Source organism: Polynucleobacter difficilis, from assembly GCF_003065365.1.
Taxonomy (GTDB): Bacteria; Pseudomonadota; Gammaproteobacteria; order Burkholderiales; family Burkholderiaceae; genus Polynucleobacter; species Polynucleobacter difficilis.
The window spans coordinates 1,152,144-1,167,989 of sequence record NZ_CP023276.1 but is presented as its reverse complement, the minus strand read 5'-3'; the positions used below and the strand labels follow the sequence as shown (position 1 = coordinate 1,167,989).

Here is a 15,846-nt window from a genome sequence, read left to right as displayed (position 1 = left end):
TGTGAGCTAGCCCATTGGAATACTGCATCCATCGCAACAATTAAGTGGGTGGATGCATGAGTACCATTCGGCAATATCTGGTTTTCCTCACCGGGCACCGCATCGCGGCCAACGCCCCAGTAGAAGAGGTAGGCAGTCTAAGCAAGATTGGCGCTGCCATTGCTTTTGCTAGTTTTCTAGCGGCCTTGCAGTTTGGTATCGCCGGCTGGTTCTTGGCTGCTGATCTCTCCATTGCTTTGCAAATCCTGATGGCACTGACCTTTGCAATGATTGGCGCGGCAATTGTTTTAGTGCTCGATCGCAATTTCATCTTCTTAGCCGATACACGCTACGAGACCGATAAGAAGCTCACTTACGTGTATCTCGGTATTCGTATTTTCTTAATTACGGTGATTGGCTCGCTCAGCAGTCAATTCACCATGCCACTTTTTTTAAAGTCAGAGCTTGCCATTCATGCACAAGACATGAAAGACGGCCGCTATACCGAAGCTAAAGCGCGCTATCAAGAAAAGTATGAGCTAACGGACAAGGCCGCTACGCTCACCAATATAGAGCAGCGCTCAAGTCAGCTCAGAAAAGAATTACAGGACTTAACGCCTGGGCTTATTCGGCAGCGCAATGCCTCAAACCAATGCGCGCAGGATTACCGCAGAAAAACCAGCACTACCTTTGCGCCAGACCTAGATGAAAACGAAATCATTCATCTGTACGCGAAAGACAAGCGTATCTGCGAGCAATTAGAAGAGACCTATCGCCAAAACTACCGCAGCTTTGCAGGACCAAGAGAAGCTGAGCTAACCGCGATGGGGGAGGCAATGCCGCAAGCACTCGCTGCAGTGGAAGGTGCTAAAAAAGACATTGCTGCCAATTTAGCTAAAACTAGTCAAATCGATGAAGCCTACATTAATGTGGCATCAGCTGACGTACTCTCATCGCTCATTACCCATAGCCCAGGCGTCTTCTTTAAGTACGCCCTGATTACGCTCTTGCAGTTGTGCTTAGAGCTCATGCCAATCTTGCTGAAACTCCAAGCCGGTCAATCTGCTTTAGGTCACCGCGCTGCCTTAGCGGCTCACCAAAATAAAACCCGCGTGCTTGCTGAAATCAACCGCAGCGTCAGCCGCCGCATGGACTCCGAGGCAGAGTTGCAATTGGCGCAGCATGAGCGGGCTCTTGTCATGAAAGACCAGCAGGCCGAATTACAAGAGCGGGAATTGTCGATCACCAAGGAAAGGATAGTGCACGACATTGCCAATCAAAAGTTGCGCCAGGAACTCGATGAGCTTAAACGCCAAAACAGCATGTATGGCCGTTTGCAAAATCAAGTGAACTATTCCTATACGCACGTTGCCGATCAGTTTATGAATAAAGTGGTTACGCCGACGGTAGCCGCAGCAGGTGGTGCGTTTAATGGAGTTTTTACCAAGCCTTCCAATGCGAATGGAGTAAATACAGAGGCAAATTCAGCGCGGGTATTTAATTTTGATCCCAATGCGCAGGGCCAGTTCAAGGCTGCATCCTAAGGCGCCGCCCAATACCCATGCGACTCCTATTTGTACTCATCGTCTTGCTTGGTCTGAGTGCTTGCGCGAGTAAGCCGCGCCAGTACGCGGCTTACAACACGCCGAGCTATACCCAATACAGCGCGCCAAGCTATAGTCCGCCGCGACCCAGCATCCAAACGAATCAATTCAATCAAAACAACACTGCACGGCCGCTTCAGCGGACTGCGGTGCAAACGAGTAATGCGCAGCATCGCGCAGTACCAACGTTTGTGCGTTTAAGTTACGAAGACTTGGTGCGCTTTGAAGTCAATTGCGAGCAGCGCACGGAACAAATTGCGCTTCTAGAAGAGCAATTAAAACGCAATCGCTTCTATACGGTTGATGGGGTTGAGGGCAATGCCTCGCCAGACAAAATCAGCAAAAGCTATTACTCCTTAGCAAAGTACCGCATTTGGTCCGTGCGCTTTGCCTGTCAAGGCAGTCCGGTGGATGCAAGCCTAATTCAGGCTGACCTGCGCGCTGTGCCCAATAAGCCGCCTGAGGCCACACCCCGTTGCTACTTTGAAGAGGTGACGGTAGCCAAGGCGGCCATTAGTCCAGTCAATCTAGTTCAGAACGATCAAACCACCACCCGAAAAGAAATCTGCACGAACTTTCCCTACGTGGCAGACCGGCCGTTTATTCGGGTAGGGGATCAAATTAGCTTTACCTCAAAAGACCTGGAAGCGAGTCAAACCCGCTCGAGTCTGCGGCGCTGGCGAGGCAATGTGTATCAACTGATTTCGAAAACAGAACTGATTCGAAATCAAGCAGTGCGCTTTACTTTAGTGGCCGTGCGTTCTGGTAGCAATCAGTGGGTTGTCGTAGATAAATTTTAATTAATTCAACAAGGAGTATGAAATGAGAAATGCATTAATTGCGCTACCCATTATTGGGATATTGAGCGCATGTGGTACGAGTCCCGTGAGTAAAAATAGCCAAACCGATTTGGAGTACCGTCAGCAGGCAAGGGTGGCTACCCAAGCCATTAGCGAAGCGCCGATCTGGATGACAAAGTTACCCAAAGAAGCCGGCGTCATTTATGAAAACGGCACGGCAATTAGCAGTGACTTTTCGATGGCAGACCTCAAAGCCAAGACCATGGCCTATGTGAAGATTTGTACTGGTGCTGGCGGCAAGGTTCGTAGCCAAATGAAGATGTACCGCGCTGATAGCGACGCGGCTTCGGTAGAGCAGTCCGAGCTCACCGTTCGGAGCATTTGTCCCGATGTGGACATTACTGGAGTAGAGACCGTGGAGATGAAGCACGTTGCCGAAGGCAATCGCATTCGTAGTTACGTCTTAGTGGCATTACCCATGGGATCCAAGAACATCATGAAGTCCACCAAAGAAGTACAAAACCGCTCCCCTGAAGCATTTAAGGAGCTTGATAGCGTAACGAAAGAACAGCAGGCAGTGCCTAAAGCAGCTCCTCCGGCAGAGCCTGTTCAGTCAAGTAGACCGGCCCCAGCAAGGGCAGCAGAACAACCGCAAGCAAGGACCCCAAGCCAGCCTGCAGCGATAGTCGAGCCGATTCCGCTTGAGCGAATTGAGGCGCCACTATCACCGGCATCCACTGGCCAGGCTATTCCGCCCGCAACCAAGCGCGATGGCAGTTTGCTTGAATCCGTAAGGGCCGTAGGCAACGATACGGTAGTCGTGCAATCAGCCGATGGCAGCGAGCGTCAGCTCGGTTTACTCGGAGCTAAAAATCCTGAGTACATAGCACGCCGATCAGCAGCACTGCAAAAGCCAGGGGCAGTCATTGGGCAGGTGGCGATTGAATAGACGGTGAAAAACAGACACGAATTTTAGAAATGAATGTTGACATTTATGACCTAAAGTTTGTATAATTTATCCATACATGAAGAGGGGGCGAAAGCCCACAGCAACCGGTCCACAGGACAACGGTGCTACGCTTACAGCGAATGTGATCTAGTGATTTAACTGCGCTAGATAACTAAACGTCAAGCCCCTCTTTTGGGGCCTTTTTCATTTCTAGGCCCTACGTTCTTTAACAATTTGAGGAGAATTTATATGGCCAGAGTCATCGTGGGCGATCAACTATTGCCCGCAAAAGTAGTCTATGTTGGTGGTGCAATTCAGGTTTGGGTGGTTGATGATATTTACAGGCTCTTTATCGGTGATAAAAGCCTGAATGTCACCGAACCAGAAGCAAGTGAATTGGCGTTTGACATCGAAAACCTCGATCCACAAGCGCTAGAGCAAAAATGGCTAGCAATTGCCAAGGAGTTTTTAAGTAGTTTGTAGTAAGCAATATCAGCAGTAAAGATAGTAAAGGCGGAGTTATTCCCAATTGCCAGGCCTGACATTTTGTCGAACTGGCTAAATAGGAGAAAGAAATGGCTTTTTACACTAAAGATCCAGTACGCAAACAAACGATTTGGGGGCAACACGGCCCTGATAAAGAGTGGCATGCGTTCATCGATGCCGATATTACCGACGAAACCGTGATAGAGAATGCCAAGTGCATTGTTGACGCTTGCAGTCCCCAGCGCTATGGCCCTCATGGCACCCAAGCCTACTCATTTTTGCAGCGGGAGTACGTGCTTAACTTGCTGCTATTTCATTATGCAGACCACGGCTATTTTCCTTCTGGTCATATTTGCATTACCGATGAATGGCTTTATAGCAACTCGATAAGTACAGAGTCAAAATCGCGGTGGTTTAGCTTTCGGTGTCGATCCAAGGGCCGCCATTACTATGCCGGTTGGTGGATTCGGATACCCAACCTAACTGAAATAAAACAGCCTGAGCTCACCCTGTGAGCCAGTAAATACGCAAAATAATATTAATTAGTATATTTTTATTGGAGGCTTAATGCGCAATTACTCTTTTATCAACGGCACCCGTTTTGCCGTCGTCAATCTGTTTCGCAGTCTACGCTTTGACATCGATCGCCTTGACCCTAGCTGGGTTGAGGATAAAAAGCCAGAATTTGTACGTGGCCTACGCATTGTGGATTCGGATGAATCCAATACCGTTACCGTACATGGTGAAGATGCCGATAACCTGATGTATAGCTTGTCCTATATTTACTGCAGAGAAGATAAGGCAGAAGATTTTCGGGCAGCCATCGATGCGTATTTAATTGTGGCTTTAGAAACCAAGGATTACTTGGTATTGAACCAAAAAAAAGATCCCGAAGGAAAGCCAGAAGCAGTTGAGGCGGTCCTGCACTAGTAAGGAAATAAAGACGTTGTAGTGCCGAAGTAACAGGGCGGAGTTAAACCGAATTGCCAAGCCCAGCGCATTGCTAAATTGGCTAAAGAGGAGAGCAAGATGAGTCAATTATTTTGTAAAGTTGGTGACCTTGCGGTCACCGTAGAGGCGGAGTTGCCAATTAATCTCGGTAATGTCGTCAAAATCATCGGTGCGGTAGGCTACGATAAGTTCTCTAGCTACAAAAAGATCTTTTTGTGGCATGTGGAAGTTGCATCGGACGAGCGTCCGCTCACTTATGAATACCCAGATGGAAGAATAGAGCAGTGTGCAACGGGCCGCATACCGGATTACTATTTGCGCCCCATTCGCTCGGATGAGCTCGAGTGGTTTGAAGAGCAATCCCAGGATCTTCCAAGCCCCATCGATAGTCGTAAGGAGGTGGACTATGTTTAGGCCGCCCCCAGACTACCATTGGCGTAATAGTAAGAATAAATACGAAAAACAATTTCGCCGCAAAGCGCCCCAGTGGACCTTAACACTTGATCGCAATAGCGCCAGAACCCTTTATCTTGCATGCTGCCGAATTGGCTTTAAGCTCCATCCGGAAGTCTTAACGCTGGGCGAACTCTTTTCTGGGCGCGAGAGTGTGTGGGACGATAAGCCATGCTATCGACTAGATGGCGCTGCACGCCCGCCAGGCAGAGTAGGTAGCAAAAAGTAGTACAAAAGCCAGCACCCCAGTCATGCGGTGTTTGGCTTTAAATTACGGGCGGATTTATCCAATTGCCATGCCCAGCACCTTGCTAAATTGGCTAAAGAGGAGATGCACATGAATATCACCCCATTACAAATTGGTTTACACCAATCCAACCAGTCCGCTATTAATAAACAATGGCTTACGCTGCGCAATCGCTTCGTGCCCCTTGCCCTTTATCGCAATGAGTTCCACTATCAGGCGGAAGCAATCGCGCACGAGGGTAGGCATTATTACCGCGTAGATGGCACTACCGTCGAGCTAGGGCAGCATGAGTATCAGCGCGTCATCGCAAATCCAATGCTCTATTACTTTTCGGCGGCATTAAAATTACACCATCGCATCAAGCGGGCTAAAGTATTAGGTCTAGGAGCGCATTGGCCCGATCAGCCAGCTGCGCCACTCACTGCCATCGAACCAGGGGATAGATCATGATCGCAAGAAAAACAGTACATCCCACTTTGGTGCGCGCCTACCGCGAAGCAATCTACATTGTGAACGAGGGCGATGATGCCATTGCCTTAAAGGTCGGCGAGGTAAGTCATGCGCTCGCTGCGCTGATGCACGTTCATAAGGTTCAAACTGCAGCCATCATTACAGCATACAACCCCTTTAGTGAAATCCAGCCCCTAGAGGAAAACGAGCGACAGCAAAAAGCCCTTGTGGCGGCGCTTCAGCCAAAGTCAACCGCCTGTTTTGATGCCATTGGCAGTGATCCGGAAGGCAAGTGGGAGCCGGAGCCGAGCACATTAGCGCTTGGCATCAGCCTCGTTGAGGCGGAGCGCTTAGCGGATCAGTTTGGTCAAAACGCCTTTATCTGGATAAATACAGCCGATGCCTTTGTCAGTCTGCGTCTGCGCTTTGAGATTGGTATCCCTAACAGTGAAGAAGTAAATGAATGGATTCAAACCCTGCCTGAGCCATTGCAAGAAAACGCCCAAGCACGCACCATCAAAGAGCAGGCATTACTCATGAGCGTTGCTTCGCAGGAGCAACTCCACTGGTTAAATCCCAATGCCTGGGACCTCAATCAAGTGTGGCCGCTTTCTTGCCCCGATGGTAGTGCCATGGGCATTGGCACGGAAATGGATCGCATGTTTAAATTAATCGCTGCCGGCATTCAGAAGGTTTATTGATGACGGAGCCATACGACCGTGCAGGACTCATTGCCCTAATCAAGAGCGAATTCAAGCTGGATTGGGGCGGTATTCATGGGGCAAACCATTGGGCTCGGGTGCTGCACCATGGCAAGACCATTGGAGAGTTGCGCCAAGCTGATCTTTTAGTGGTGGAGCTTTTTGGCTTTCTGCACGACAGCTGCCGTCTTAACGATGGCAGAGATCCACTGCATGGTCAGCGCGCAGCCGACTTTGCGCATGGCATTCAGGGTGATTTCTTTCAATTAAAGCCAGGCCAGCTTGATACCCTGTGTTTTGCCATGCAACACCACTCGGGGGGTGAAGTTTCCACTAATGCCACTATCCAGACCTGTTGGGATTCAGACCGGCTGGACTTGGGTAGGGTAGGTATTAAGCCATCGGCACAGTACTTGTCAGAAGAAGCAACTCTTTTTGTTGATTTGGCTTACGAGTGGAGCATTCGTTAAGCTTCCATCAACCTAAATTAGCATCCATTTACTTTGTGTGATCCGGTATTGCGCCACTGGCAAAGCGCACTAAAAATGCCTCCGCTTGGGCAGGCGTAGCGCCGCCACGCAAGGCTTTTCGCCGCAGCACTTCAAGCGCCACATTTTGAGATTGACGAAGTGGCAAGCAATCTTCTGCATTTTTAAGTTCAGCTGCATCGACCGCACTCCAAAAGTTCTGAAGGCCAGGTTCTGGCTTATGGGGCAATGCATTAACTACGGTAATGGCCCATTGAACGTATGCAGAGCGGCGCTCGTAATCCCAGTCCTTTGGCGGCGAATTTGCAATTGCCCGTAGGTTACTGGTCTTATCGCATAGCTTGACCAAAGCCGCGGAAGAGCTCTTATGTGGGGCATTAACAACTTGCATTCGCTTGCGTTCTGCTTTTTCGAGTGATTTGTCATCCGTGAGTTCACGAACGACGTCGGCTACTTCCATTCCAAAAAGGCTCTCAAGGTCGGCAAAGCTAGTAGGCGGACAATCTTCAACCGTGTCATGCAACCAGGCTGCGCAAATTTCAATTTCATTGCCGCCGTACGAGCGCACTAAATCGGCAACTTCCTCAAGGTGTACTGCATAGGGTTCCTTTGCATGCCCTTTACGAAATTGACCTTCATGGCACTTGCGCGCAAATGCTTCTGCTTGCTGAATCATTTCTGTATTCATAGACGTAGTCCTTAGGTCAATTGCGTTTATTTAGCATACTGTATTCAGTACTGTCTGTTCATTTAGTTCAGGTCTCTAAATGCTAGCTAGGAATGTTGACATGCTTTACCGTCTACTTGGCGTATAGCCAATCCGATTGCCGTTGTTATCAAAGATATTGGTGACGCCAGTTGGGGCTTGTACTTCATAACCGAGGCGATTACCACTGGTATCAAATATCCCATTGGTCGCATTGGAATTCAATGGACTATTTTGATAATTGAGTGGGCTATTGTTGTAATTGAGCGGACTGTTATTAAAGTTCAGTTCACTGTTTTGGTAATTCAGTGGACTACTTTGCCAATTGGTTTGCGCTACTGCAGAGCGCACAAATAAGGTGGCTTGGGTAATGAGTACGATGGCAATGAGGTATTTCATGGTGACTCCGTATCAGAAAGGTGAAAGGGTGACTACGTAACACCTTTATCCTAATGACGGGGTGGCTCACTACGTGATCTAGCGCCAGTAAGCTGGGATAAATCTCTGATTTTGCTATCCAAATTACCCCTCGTAGAGCGTCTGTCGTGATTTGTGAAAAACGCCGTACACAAGGTATGCTAAAAACGTACATGTCCATTCGATTTAATCGCAAAGCAGCATAAAACACCCTTCATGCCATTCGAACTTCACCTTCAATACGTGCCGGTATACAGCAAGACATCGCGGACTGGGTCGACAACCTTCCACGATGACAATCTTGGAATTATTAATGCCTGTAAAAGAGAAAATGCCATTTGGGTACTAGGCCATGGCGTAAGCCGCGAGCAAGCTGTTTTAATGCGGTTTAAGTCGATCGTTGAGCAGCTGACACTCATTAACTACCGATATTCGTATTTCGATCAGTTATTTAGTGAGCACATGAAGCGCGATGTCATTGCGCCCAAAATTACCTTTGGCACGTATCGGAGTTATTTGATTGTGACCGAGGTCGATAGGGACTTAGAGGACTTGGTTACATCGGAGTATCTAGGCAAGGATGAGCCAGATTTAACCCAATTGCCGATGCTGATTCTAAAAAATAACTATGTCATAGACCGAAATACGGGTAACAAACTAGCCATCTCACAGCGCACCATCATCAATGTCGGCTATGAATTTTCTGAAAACTATGGCTTTAGCTACGTAGGCTGTACCAATTTTGAGTATTTGCCAGAGATGAAGTAATCAGTTCATCGGGGACTGTGATCAAATCAAGCATCACTATGAGATTACCCTCCATTTACCAAAGCATAGCCCTGATTCTGATTACTACATCAAGCGTGCTTCACGCAACTGAATCTGCACCCAATATCCGGCCGCAAACGCAGGTAGTCAAAATTAACGGCACTTCCATAGAGGTGGATGTGTATAAGCCCATAGGACCGCTAAAGGGGGTAGCCATACTGACCCATGGCTTCACACGCAGCCGTACTACCATGGGAGAACACGCTCAAGCATTGGCAGCGAGGGGCGTTCTAGCGATTACGCCCGATATGCCCTGTACCTTTGACTTTCGTTGCAATGCCAGTGCGATTGCTGGTTTAGTTAATCTACTACGCAATACAGATACCTTTGGCGGTAGTAGCCAGCGCATCATACTCGTGGGTTTTTCAGCAGGAGGTCTCTCTAGCTTACTTGCTGCAGATACGCCTGGGGTTGTGGGATATGTTGGGCTAGATCCATTTGATCGGGTCTTGCCCAATGAAACGGAGCGCGCTGGCATTACTGCATCAAGACGCCTTACTACCGAAGCCCTTCTTTTAAGAGCCCCCGCATCAAGCTGCAATGCAAAGGCGGTTGCAGCGCCATGGGGCTCTGAGATGAAAGCCCTTTGGCGTGATGAATTAATTGCCGGCGCATCCCATTGCGACTTTGAAGCGCCAAGCGACTGGAAGTGCCGCTTAGCCTGCGGTGATACCGATCCAGCGCGGCAATTGCAGGTTCGGCAGGGATTACTGGATGCAGCGGCGAGGTGGTTGCAGTAGGCGTTTTAGATACCCGCTAGATCGCCGATAAATAGACTTAGGCGCTTACCTCAGGCAATTACCTCAACCGTTTTATTTTTTGGATCAATGCGCAATTTGGCGCCACTTGCAATAGCGGCTGTGATGTCGACATCAAATCCACTCAGCATGGATATGCCACCATGGGCAGCGCCTTGAGCCAAAATGGGGTTGACTGTATTGAAAACAATGGCAGACGGGCATAGGTTTCGCATCTTCATTTCATAAAGCATCCATGCGCTAGCAACACCACCCTTAGCTGTGTCTAAAACCAGGATCATATCGTTATACGATTTGCCAAAAAGTTTATGACTTGGACGTGAGAATGTTCCATTAATGCGATCTAAATCGTAGCGTGCAGAAAAGCCATCACTCGCGCTTAAGCAGTAACCCTCAACCACATCACCTTGGGCATGACGCGCTTTAAATAATTTCTGACTCATGCCAGTCTCCCTGTTTCTGCAGCATTGACGCAATCCTCCATTGAGGCGAGGATGGGGGTGTATCCATAGCCACCTAAAATATTGACCATTTTGGCGCTATTGGTAGCTAATTTTTTCCATCCATTTGCCTCGGCAATTTCACGCGCATAGGATTGATAGAAGCACATTCCAGCAAAAACCGTTCCACCAGCTTCTTCAATCATGGCGGTATAGCCCATGCGATCGGAGTCCGGCTTGACTTGTGGGCTCGTTACGGCCAAGAGGGGTTTCTTAAATTTCTTGCCTTGACACAAGGCAGCAACGCTTTGCATTTCAATCAAGCTCAATTGCGGCGCCGAGAACACAACAACATCAATTTCATCGGTAACGCGGTAGGAGCTCTGCAGTGCCATCACCTCCTCTTTAGAAATGCTGATCTCTGGTAAGTGATCAAAACTAAGGTCACGTGCATGAATCGCCTCTGGCGTAACCCCCAGAATATGAAATAAAGCAGAGGAGCCAAAGCTGGCCATTGCGGCGCCAAAATGCTTTAAGGAGTCTGAGCCAGGGCGACCTTCGATACCCTCAATGACGGGTACTGACCAGTAGTTTCCGGACTTTCTGCCAATCAGGCCGCCCAAAGCGCCCCATTCATTGAGTGACTGCGGCGTCCACGTAACCCGGTAGCGATGGGTGGGTTTGCGATGCTCGTCTAAGTGGTAGCCATAGCGTGGGGTACGGCCGGTAAGGCCAGCAGAGAGGGCGGATGGACCGCCTTCAAAATTCGATCGGGCGCCGCAGATGCTGTTGGAGTAAATCACAACGCCTGTATCACCAAAAGCCAAATGCTCACCAAATACCGGCGCCATGATGGTTTGGTAGTTGATGCAGGTATCCGTCATCGATACGCCCATTTTGACAAAGGCGGCAATGGCACGATGCTCTAAAGAAACCATCTTATCGGTTTGACCTAATTGCTTGGCCTTACTGAAATCCGTACCGCGCGGATCGGTAATGGTTGGGATTCGGACTACGCGGTCTTTGGCTGCATTTTTGGCTAATGCTTCAAGCCATTCCACGCCATTCTCACCCAAGCTCTCGGTATCGGCCATGATGTGGGCTTGCGATACCTCAACAAAGTCTTTAGCACCAAAAAAATCACCTACTTTGATTTGATGTTCAATCGCCATTTTTCGAACGGGACCAAATTCCCCCGCGAGCATGGCTTTTTCTTCTGCATTCAATTCCATTTTTTTATTTTTCTTTACTAGTTAATCAACGGTTGCGCCAGAGTCGCGAACGGTACGGGCCCATTTCGCAATCTCTTTTGTCTGAAAATCAGCCAAACTTTCTTTGAAGTCAGTATTGGGTAAGACGCCTAAGTTACCAAGGCGCTCTTTAAAGGCGGCTGAGGCGGCAACTTTTTGAGTTTCAGCGCGCAATTTGTCGGTGATGGCGGCAGGCATCTTAGCGGGCCCAAACACCGCCCACCAGGCGGTGGATTCAAACTGGGGATAACCGAGTTCAGCAACCGTAGGTACGTTTGGCAGCAAGGGGGAGCGATTTTTGCTCGTGACAGCCAGGGGGCGTACCCGGCCCGAGTTGATGTGGGTAATAGCAGACTGAATTGGGTCAAACATCACGGGTATTTGGCCGCCGATTAAGTCCGTCATGGCGGGAGCACTGCCCTTATACGGGATGTGCTTGAGCTTAATTTTTGCGGTGGTTTCAAATAGAGCGCCGGTGAGGTGGCCAGGTGTGCCATTGCCTGCGCTACCAAAGCCGATGGAATCGGGTTTTGCTTTTGCTTCTCGAACCAAGTCTGCCAGGGTATTGATGTTGGTGGCTGGGTTGACCACGATCACAACGGGGGCGGTTGCAACGAGCGCTATCGGCGTGAAATCCTTAATCGTGTCGTAAGCGAGTTGCTTATAGAGGCTGCCATTAATGGCATTGGTACCTACCGTACCCATCAACAGGGTATAGCCATCCGGTGCTGATTTGGCAACTAAGTCTGCGCCAATCGATCCGCCTGCGCCGCCGCGGTTATCAATCACGATTTGTTGTTTGAGGTTCTCACCCAGGAGAATGGCCAACGGCCTTGCCACGATATCCGTTGGGCCGCCGGCTGGAAAGGGCACCACTAACCTAATGGGCTTGGATGGATAGCTTTGTGCCGAGCTAAGCCCTGGCAACAGAAGTGCGCCCAGAAGGGTAAAGAACAGCGAAATGGAGCGGGACGGTAAGAAGTTCATGGAAGTGGCCTCTTTAGTTCGAAAAGGACACGCTAATCCATTAAACATATAATGTAAATTAATATTTAATTAACTAATGCATAAGCTTATCTTATGAATATTCATCGCATTGACTACCGCTTACTCAGAAGCTTTTTAGTCGTTGCCCGTATTGAAAACTTTGTTCGGGCGGCAGAGGCATTGAATATTACGCAATCGGCACTATCCCAACAAATGAAGGAGCTGGCAAGCCATTTCAATTCGGCTTTATTTGAACGAAAAGGCCGCAGATCCGTCTTGAGTGAATTTGGCAGAGACTTGTTAATTAAACTCGAACCGCTGATGGGGCAGGTGGATGAGGCGCTACTCCAAAGCATGCATGACGATAAACAAGTCGTTGGCGCTCTGCGCATTGGCGCAACCCACACCTATTCGAAGGCGATTACATTGCCAGCGAGTCTGCGACTCTTACAAACCTACCCGGATTTAAGAATCGATTTACGCGAGTTATCAGCAGAGCGATTAATCGCCGACTTAATGCAAGGCGATATCGACATCGCTGTATTGCCAGAAGACTATCAACTGGTGGAGTTTTACCAACGACCCTTACTGACCGAGCAATTTGCCCTGATTGGTAAGCCGCAAAGCATGGCCAATTTCCCAAAAAAACTATCAATCAAGTCATTTAAAAATACGGAGCTTGCCTTGCTTAATCGCCAGTTCCTCCTGCGCCAGCAAATTGAAATGGAAGCGCGTAGGGAAAATATTCAGCTCCATGTTCGCCTAGAGGTATCCACGATGGGGGATTTGCTCGAGGTTGCTCGTACAGGAAGCCTTGCAGTTATTGGCAGTCCAATTGCATGCTACCGAGATGCGGAATTAATATCACGATCTGTATCGGGCGAGTTTTTAAAGAGAACAGCGGCCCTTTGCTGGCGAAAAGGCAGATTCGTTACCGGCGCCATGAAAGCATTTCAAGAAACTGCGATTGAAATCAGTGAGGACTTAAGAAAATAAGTAAAGCAGTGTGTGTTGCCTTTAGTAAAACAAAGAGTACAGTATGCAAAGCGCTATTCCAAAGGAGCTATTCATCAAAACCATCCTTTTTATAGTAAAAACCATTTTTCTGGCAGCCTCCTTTTCTGGAGGTCTGGTCTGGGCCCAATCCAGCAGTATTGTGGATTTGGACTACGTAAAAGCCGCGCAGCAACGCGGGGTCATCCTGTGGGATGTGCGCGCCACTAAAAATTACTTGGATGGGCATATTCCAGGGGCAATTAGTATTGGCGAGATTGGCGCGGCGCTACGGGATCCCAATCGCGAGGACTACATTGATATTGCCGATATCAATGCCATCTTTAATAAGGCTGGGCTCGACATTAATAAAGAAATTATTGTGTATGGCTCAAGAGGCAACGCCTATGCCTATTTTGGCTTATTCACCATCAATTACTTTGGGGGTAAGCAGGCCAAGGTATTTCATGATGGTATTGATGGCTGGGCGGACGCAAATTTAGCCATCGAGAAAGCCCCATCAAGCTTAGCGGCAGTTAATGTCAAGTTAGTTCCACAAGAAAACTTAGTCGTCAGCAATGAACAAATGCGTAAGCTATTTAACGATCAATCGGTTCAGGTCATTGATGCAAGAACCTTTAATGAGTTTAAGGGAAACGATGTGCGCGCTATCCGGGGTGGTCATATACCGGGCGCAATCAGCATTCCGTATGAACAAAACTGGAAAGACCCGGCAACGGGATCAAAACTCGCCAAGCGCGAAGTAAAAACCAATAGTGGCATGGCCTTAAAGTCAACAGAGGATCTCAAGGCGCTTTATTCCAAATTAGACCCGAACAAAGAGACGGTGGTGTATTGCCAAAGCGGTGTACGCGCCGCAGAGACTGCAGTGGTTCTGCAAAATCTGGGATACAAGAAGGTCAAAATTTACGATTCATCGTGGCTGGGCTGGGCTAGCCACCTCGCATCGCCGGTTGCAGATGAGACTTACCTGAATGTGGGTCTGCTCAATTCCAGAATCGCTGCAATGCAAAGCAAAATCAATGAACTCGAGGCAGAGCTTAAGGCGGGTAAGAAGCAATAGGGAGCCTCGCTAACTAAAAAAGACGGGTGGTATCAAACCAGCTGCTGCGCCCATTGATTTAATGGTATTAAATTCCCCAAGTCTCGCTTGGTGAGCTAGTGGAAATCAATACTCAAGGCATTGTCCCTACGCTAAAATTGCTACATTCCGACCTAATTTGTATCTCATTATTGACATTTAGCTATTAATGTATATAATGAGATACATTATGCCAGCACGCCCAAACCACATTACCCCAGCAACCGAGAACAAACTGACCGCTCTTGGTCAGCAGATTCGCGCCTATCGTAAGGCGCTCAGCATTAGCGCAACCACGCTTGCAGAGGCCGCTGGAATGTCACGCATTACCTTGCACCGGATTGAGGCGGGCGAGCCCGCTGTCACGATGGGTGCGTACTTCAACGCCATGACGGCTTTGGGAATTCATTTTGGAATTGTGCCGATAGAACATCCCGAGGCTGCAGAACCACGTCGTGATGATGATCGTCGTGGCTGGATCCCTGCGCGCATAAAGCTAGCCGATTACCCGCAACTCAAACAACTTGCTTGGCAGGTACACGGCACCGACGAACTCACCCCAACGGAAGCACTTGGTATTTATGAGCGCAATTGGCGTCATCTGGATGAAAGCCTTCTAACCAAGCAGGAGAAAGAATTGATTGAGGCTTTGAATGCAGGTCTTGGAGAGCCCCATACTGAATCCAAGCGTGCCATTACTAAGAGACGCAGTTAGCAAAGCCAAAACAGGGTACGTTTAATCCGTAGTGCTGAGTGGGATGGCGCCAAGATATTTCATGGCCCTTCCATTTCAGCGTGACGAAAAGGGTGGTTTAGTAATTCCCTCATCCTAATTATAGAGCGGCTCACTTGGTGAGCTAGTGGATATGCAAACTGACTCTATTGTCCATTACGCCAAAAGAGCCGCATGCTGACCAGCGCATTGTTACTAGCTACCATTCTTCCCTTTGAGCTCACCCCTAAAGATGCCATTGCCCCGTCATTAGCCAGGCCCGTAACGGTAGCTGCTTTTGTTGATAGCGCCAAGATACTGGGCTTACCTAGACTAAAGCTCAGGGAAGCTAACGGCAATCGCTACATACCCAATAAAGCCATGCTGTTTGAGCCAGTAGCGCTCGTGCACCAGCAGGCCGGTACGGCAGTAGAGCGAGTAAACCCCAGAAGGATATTTATTCAGGGGTATCTGAAACGCTAGTTTATAAAAATGAGCTTAATAAAAGATTAAAAGGTTCATTAATTGATTAATAGGGCCAAAAA

At 48.6% G+C, this 15,846-nt stretch carries 22 protein-coding genes and 1 riboswitch; of the genes, 17 read left to right on the top strand and 5 right to left on the bottom strand.

From position 1 onward, the window contains the following. Window positions 1-56: 56 nt before the first annotated feature. From AOC34_RS05935 to AOC34_RS05885, 11 genes are all read left to right on the top strand, one after another. Window positions 57-1,523 carry a DUF4407 domain-containing protein gene (locus AOC34_RS05935; protein ID WP_108469203.1) on the top strand — a complete coding sequence of 489 codons (1,467 nt, stop codon included), beginning with the start codon at window positions 57-59 and terminating at the stop codon, window positions 1,521-1,523. Between the two features lie 17 nt (window positions 1,524-1,540). Continuing rightward, entirely contained in the window at window positions 1,541-2,383 is an 843-nt protein-coding gene (locus tag AOC34_RS05930) for a hypothetical protein (protein ID WP_108469202.1), read from the top strand. A gap of 22 nt (window positions 2,384-2,405) precedes the next feature. Further along, complete coding sequence (locus AOC34_RS05925; protein WP_108469201.1) at window positions 2,406-3,332, top strand: hypothetical protein; 927 nt, start codon at window positions 2,406-2,408, stop codon at window positions 3,330-3,332. Between the two features lie 69 nt (window positions 3,333-3,401). Beyond that, window positions 3,402-3,518, top strand: a riboswitch (SAM-I-IV-variant riboswitch). A 63-nt stretch (window positions 3,519-3,581) separates the two neighbouring features. Further along, window positions 3,582-3,815 (top strand): hypothetical protein, encoded by a 234-nt coding sequence (locus AOC34_RS05920; RefSeq protein ID WP_108469200.1) that lies wholly within the window; start codon window positions 3,582-3,584, stop codon window positions 3,813-3,815. A 92-nt stretch (window positions 3,816-3,907) separates the two neighbouring features. Then, on the top strand, window positions 3,908-4,333 hold the full coding sequence (locus tag AOC34_RS05915) for a hypothetical protein (protein ID WP_108469199.1): 426 nt from the start codon (window positions 3,908-3,910) through the stop codon (window positions 4,331-4,333). Between the two features lie 52 nt (window positions 4,334-4,385). Beyond that, window positions 4,386-4,748 carry a hypothetical protein gene (locus AOC34_RS05910; protein ID WP_108469198.1) on the top strand — a complete coding sequence of 121 codons (363 nt, stop codon included), beginning with the start codon at window positions 4,386-4,388 and terminating at the stop codon, window positions 4,746-4,748. A gap of 99 nt (window positions 4,749-4,847) precedes the next feature. Continuing rightward, window positions 4,848-5,183 (top strand): hypothetical protein, encoded by a 336-nt coding sequence (locus AOC34_RS05905; RefSeq protein WP_108469197.1) that lies wholly within the window; start codon window positions 4,848-4,850, stop codon window positions 5,181-5,183. Beyond that, window positions 5,176-5,451 (top strand): hypothetical protein, encoded by a 276-nt coding sequence (locus AOC34_RS05900; protein WP_108469196.1) that lies wholly within the window; start codon window positions 5,176-5,178, stop codon window positions 5,449-5,451. Before AOC34_RS05905 ends, AOC34_RS05900 begins: the two co-directional genes overlap by 8 nt. A 108-nt stretch (window positions 5,452-5,559) precedes the next feature. After that, a complete protein-coding gene (locus AOC34_RS05895; protein ID WP_159074822.1) occupies window positions 5,560-5,919 on the top strand; it encodes a hypothetical protein in 360 nt (119 codons plus the stop codon). Next, complete coding sequence (locus AOC34_RS05890) at window positions 5,916-6,620, top strand: DUF3293 domain-containing protein (RefSeq protein ID WP_108469194.1); 705 nt, start codon at window positions 5,916-5,918, stop codon at window positions 6,618-6,620. Before AOC34_RS05895 ends, AOC34_RS05890 begins: the two co-directional genes overlap by 4 nt. Further along, window positions 6,620-7,090 (top strand): hypothetical protein, encoded by a 471-nt coding sequence (locus AOC34_RS05885; protein WP_108469193.1) that lies wholly within the window; start codon window positions 6,620-6,622, stop codon window positions 7,088-7,090. Before AOC34_RS05890 ends, AOC34_RS05885 begins: the two co-directional genes overlap by 1 nt. A 28-nt stretch (window positions 7,091-7,118) precedes the next feature. Here the strand turns inward: AOC34_RS05885 and AOC34_RS05880 are convergent, their stop codons facing one another. Both AOC34_RS05880 and AOC34_RS05875 read right to left on the bottom strand, forming a co-directional pair. Further along, window positions 7,119-7,796: an HD domain-containing protein gene (locus AOC34_RS05880; RefSeq protein ID WP_108469192.1), complete on the bottom strand. Its 678-nt coding sequence runs from the start codon at window positions 7,794-7,796 to the stop codon at window positions 7,119-7,121. Between the two features lie 105 nt (window positions 7,797-7,901). Beyond that, window positions 7,902-8,213 carry a hypothetical protein gene (locus AOC34_RS05875; protein WP_108469191.1) on the bottom strand — a complete coding sequence of 104 codons (312 nt, stop codon included), beginning with the start codon at window positions 8,211-8,213 and terminating at the stop codon, window positions 7,902-7,904. A gap of 234 nt (window positions 8,214-8,447) precedes the next feature. On the opposite strand from AOC34_RS05875, the gene AOC34_RS05870 reads away from it, so the two are divergent. Further along, window positions 8,448-8,999 carry a hypothetical protein gene (locus tag AOC34_RS05870; RefSeq protein WP_108469190.1) on the top strand — a complete coding sequence of 184 codons (552 nt, stop codon included), beginning with the start codon at window positions 8,448-8,450 and terminating at the stop codon, window positions 8,997-8,999. A 38-nt stretch (window positions 9,000-9,037) separates the two neighbouring features. Further along, a complete protein-coding gene (locus AOC34_RS05865; RefSeq protein WP_108469189.1) occupies window positions 9,038-9,799 on the top strand; it encodes an alpha/beta hydrolase in 762 nt (253 codons plus the stop codon). A 50-nt stretch (window positions 9,800-9,849) separates the two neighbouring features. Here the strand turns inward: AOC34_RS05865 and AOC34_RS05860 are convergent, their stop codons facing one another. The 3 genes from AOC34_RS05860 to AOC34_RS05850 are packed head-to-tail and all read right to left on the bottom strand — an operon-like array spanning window position 9,850 to window position 12,494. Next, window positions 9,850-10,260 (bottom strand): aconitase X swivel domain-containing protein, encoded by a 411-nt coding sequence (locus AOC34_RS05860; protein WP_108469188.1) that lies wholly within the window; start codon window positions 10,258-10,260, stop codon window positions 9,850-9,852. Next, on the bottom strand, window positions 10,257-11,489 hold the full coding sequence (locus tag AOC34_RS05855; RefSeq protein ID WP_108469187.1) for an aconitase X: 1,233 nt from the start codon (window positions 11,487-11,489) through the stop codon (window positions 10,257-10,259). Before AOC34_RS05855 ends, AOC34_RS05860 begins: the two co-directional genes overlap by 4 nt. 21 nt (window positions 11,490-11,510) lie before the next feature. Beyond that, a complete protein-coding gene (locus AOC34_RS05850; protein ID WP_108469186.1) occupies window positions 11,511-12,494 on the bottom strand; it encodes a Bug family tripartite tricarboxylate transporter substrate binding protein in 984 nt (327 codons plus the stop codon). A 93-nt stretch (window positions 12,495-12,587) separates the two neighbouring features. Between AOC34_RS05850 and AOC34_RS05845 the strand changes: the two genes are divergently transcribed. The 4 genes from AOC34_RS05845 (at window position 12,588) to AOC34_RS05830 (ending at window position 15,784) form a co-directional block, all read left to right on the top strand. After that, the gene (locus tag AOC34_RS05845) at window positions 12,588-13,490 is read left to right on the top strand and encodes a LysR substrate-binding domain-containing protein (RefSeq protein WP_108469185.1); all 903 of its coding nucleotides are present in this window, start codon (window positions 12,588-12,590) and stop codon (window positions 13,488-13,490) included. Between the two features lie 43 nt (window positions 13,491-13,533). Beyond that, entirely contained in the window at window positions 13,534-14,571 is a 1,038-nt protein-coding gene (locus AOC34_RS05840; RefSeq protein ID WP_108469184.1) for a sulfurtransferase, read from the top strand. A 208-nt stretch (window positions 14,572-14,779) separates the two neighbouring features. Continuing rightward, a complete protein-coding gene (locus AOC34_RS05835; RefSeq protein WP_108469183.1) occupies window positions 14,780-15,304 on the top strand; it encodes a helix-turn-helix domain-containing protein in 525 nt (174 codons plus the stop codon). Between the two features lie 192 nt (window positions 15,305-15,496). Further along, entirely contained in the window at window positions 15,497-15,784 is a 288-nt protein-coding gene (locus AOC34_RS05830; protein WP_108469182.1) for a hypothetical protein, read from the top strand. The last annotated feature ends 62 nt before the right edge of the window (window positions 15,785-15,846 follow it).

Coding starts and splice junctions, on each gene's coding strand:
- AOC34_RS05910 (WP_108469198.1), top strand. CDS start 4,386: ATGCGCAATTACTCTTTTATCAACGGCACCCGTTTTGCCGTCGTCAAT.
- AOC34_RS05875 (WP_108469191.1), bottom strand. CDS start 8,213: ATGAAATACCTCATTGCCATCGTACTCATTACCCAAGCCACCTTATTT.
- AOC34_RS05935 (WP_108469203.1), top strand. CDS start 57: ATGAGTACCATTCGGCAATATCTGGTTTTCCTCACCGGGCACCGCATC.
- AOC34_RS05865 (WP_108469189.1), top strand. CDS start 9,038: ATGAGATTACCCTCCATTTACCAAAGCATAGCCCTGATTCTGATTACT.
- AOC34_RS05890 (WP_108469194.1), top strand. CDS start 5,916: ATGATCGCAAGAAAAACAGTACATCCCACTTTGGTGCGCGCCTACCGC.
- AOC34_RS05850 (WP_108469186.1), bottom strand. CDS start 12,494: ATGAACTTCTTACCGTCCCGCTCCATTTCGCTGTTCTTTACCCTTCTG.
- AOC34_RS05920 (WP_108469200.1), top strand. CDS start 3,582: ATGGCCAGAGTCATCGTGGGCGATCAACTATTGCCCGCAAAAGTAGTC.
- AOC34_RS05925 (WP_108469201.1), top strand. CDS start 2,406: ATGAGAAATGCATTAATTGCGCTACCCATTATTGGGATATTGAGCGCA.
- AOC34_RS05895 (WP_159074822.1), top strand. CDS start 5,560: ATGAATATCACCCCATTACAAATTGGTTTACACCAATCCAACCAGTCC.
- AOC34_RS05845 (WP_108469185.1), top strand. CDS start 12,588: ATGAATATTCATCGCATTGACTACCGCTTACTCAGAAGCTTTTTAGTC.
- AOC34_RS05840 (WP_108469184.1), top strand. CDS start 13,534: ATGCAAAGCGCTATTCCAAAGGAGCTATTCATCAAAACCATCCTTTTT.
- AOC34_RS05855 (WP_108469187.1), bottom strand. CDS start 11,489: ATGGAATTGAATGCAGAAGAAAAAGCCATGCTCGCGGGGGAATTTGGT.
- AOC34_RS05885 (WP_108469193.1), top strand. CDS start 6,620: ATGACGGAGCCATACGACCGTGCAGGACTCATTGCCCTAATCAAGAGC.
- AOC34_RS05835 (WP_108469183.1), top strand. CDS start 14,780: ATGCCAGCACGCCCAAACCACATTACCCCAGCAACCGAGAACAAACTG.
- AOC34_RS05830 (WP_108469182.1), top strand. CDS start 15,497: ATGCTGACCAGCGCATTGTTACTAGCTACCATTCTTCCCTTTGAGCTC.
- AOC34_RS05930 (WP_108469202.1), top strand. CDS start 1,541: ATGCGACTCCTATTTGTACTCATCGTCTTGCTTGGTCTGAGTGCTTGC.
- AOC34_RS05900 (WP_108469196.1), top strand. CDS start 5,176: ATGTTTAGGCCGCCCCCAGACTACCATTGGCGTAATAGTAAGAATAAA.
- AOC34_RS05880 (WP_108469192.1), bottom strand. CDS start 7,796: ATGAATACAGAAATGATTCAGCAAGCAGAAGCATTTGCGCGCAAGTGC.
- AOC34_RS05905 (WP_108469197.1), top strand. CDS start 4,848: ATGAGTCAATTATTTTGTAAAGTTGGTGACCTTGCGGTCACCGTAGAG.
- AOC34_RS05870 (WP_108469190.1), top strand. CDS start 8,448: ATGCCATTCGAACTTCACCTTCAATACGTGCCGGTATACAGCAAGACA.
- AOC34_RS05915 (WP_108469199.1), top strand. CDS start 3,908: ATGGCTTTTTACACTAAAGATCCAGTACGCAAACAAACGATTTGGGGG.
- AOC34_RS05860 (WP_108469188.1), bottom strand. CDS start 10,260: ATGAGTCAGAAATTATTTAAAGCGCGTCATGCCCAAGGTGATGTGGTT.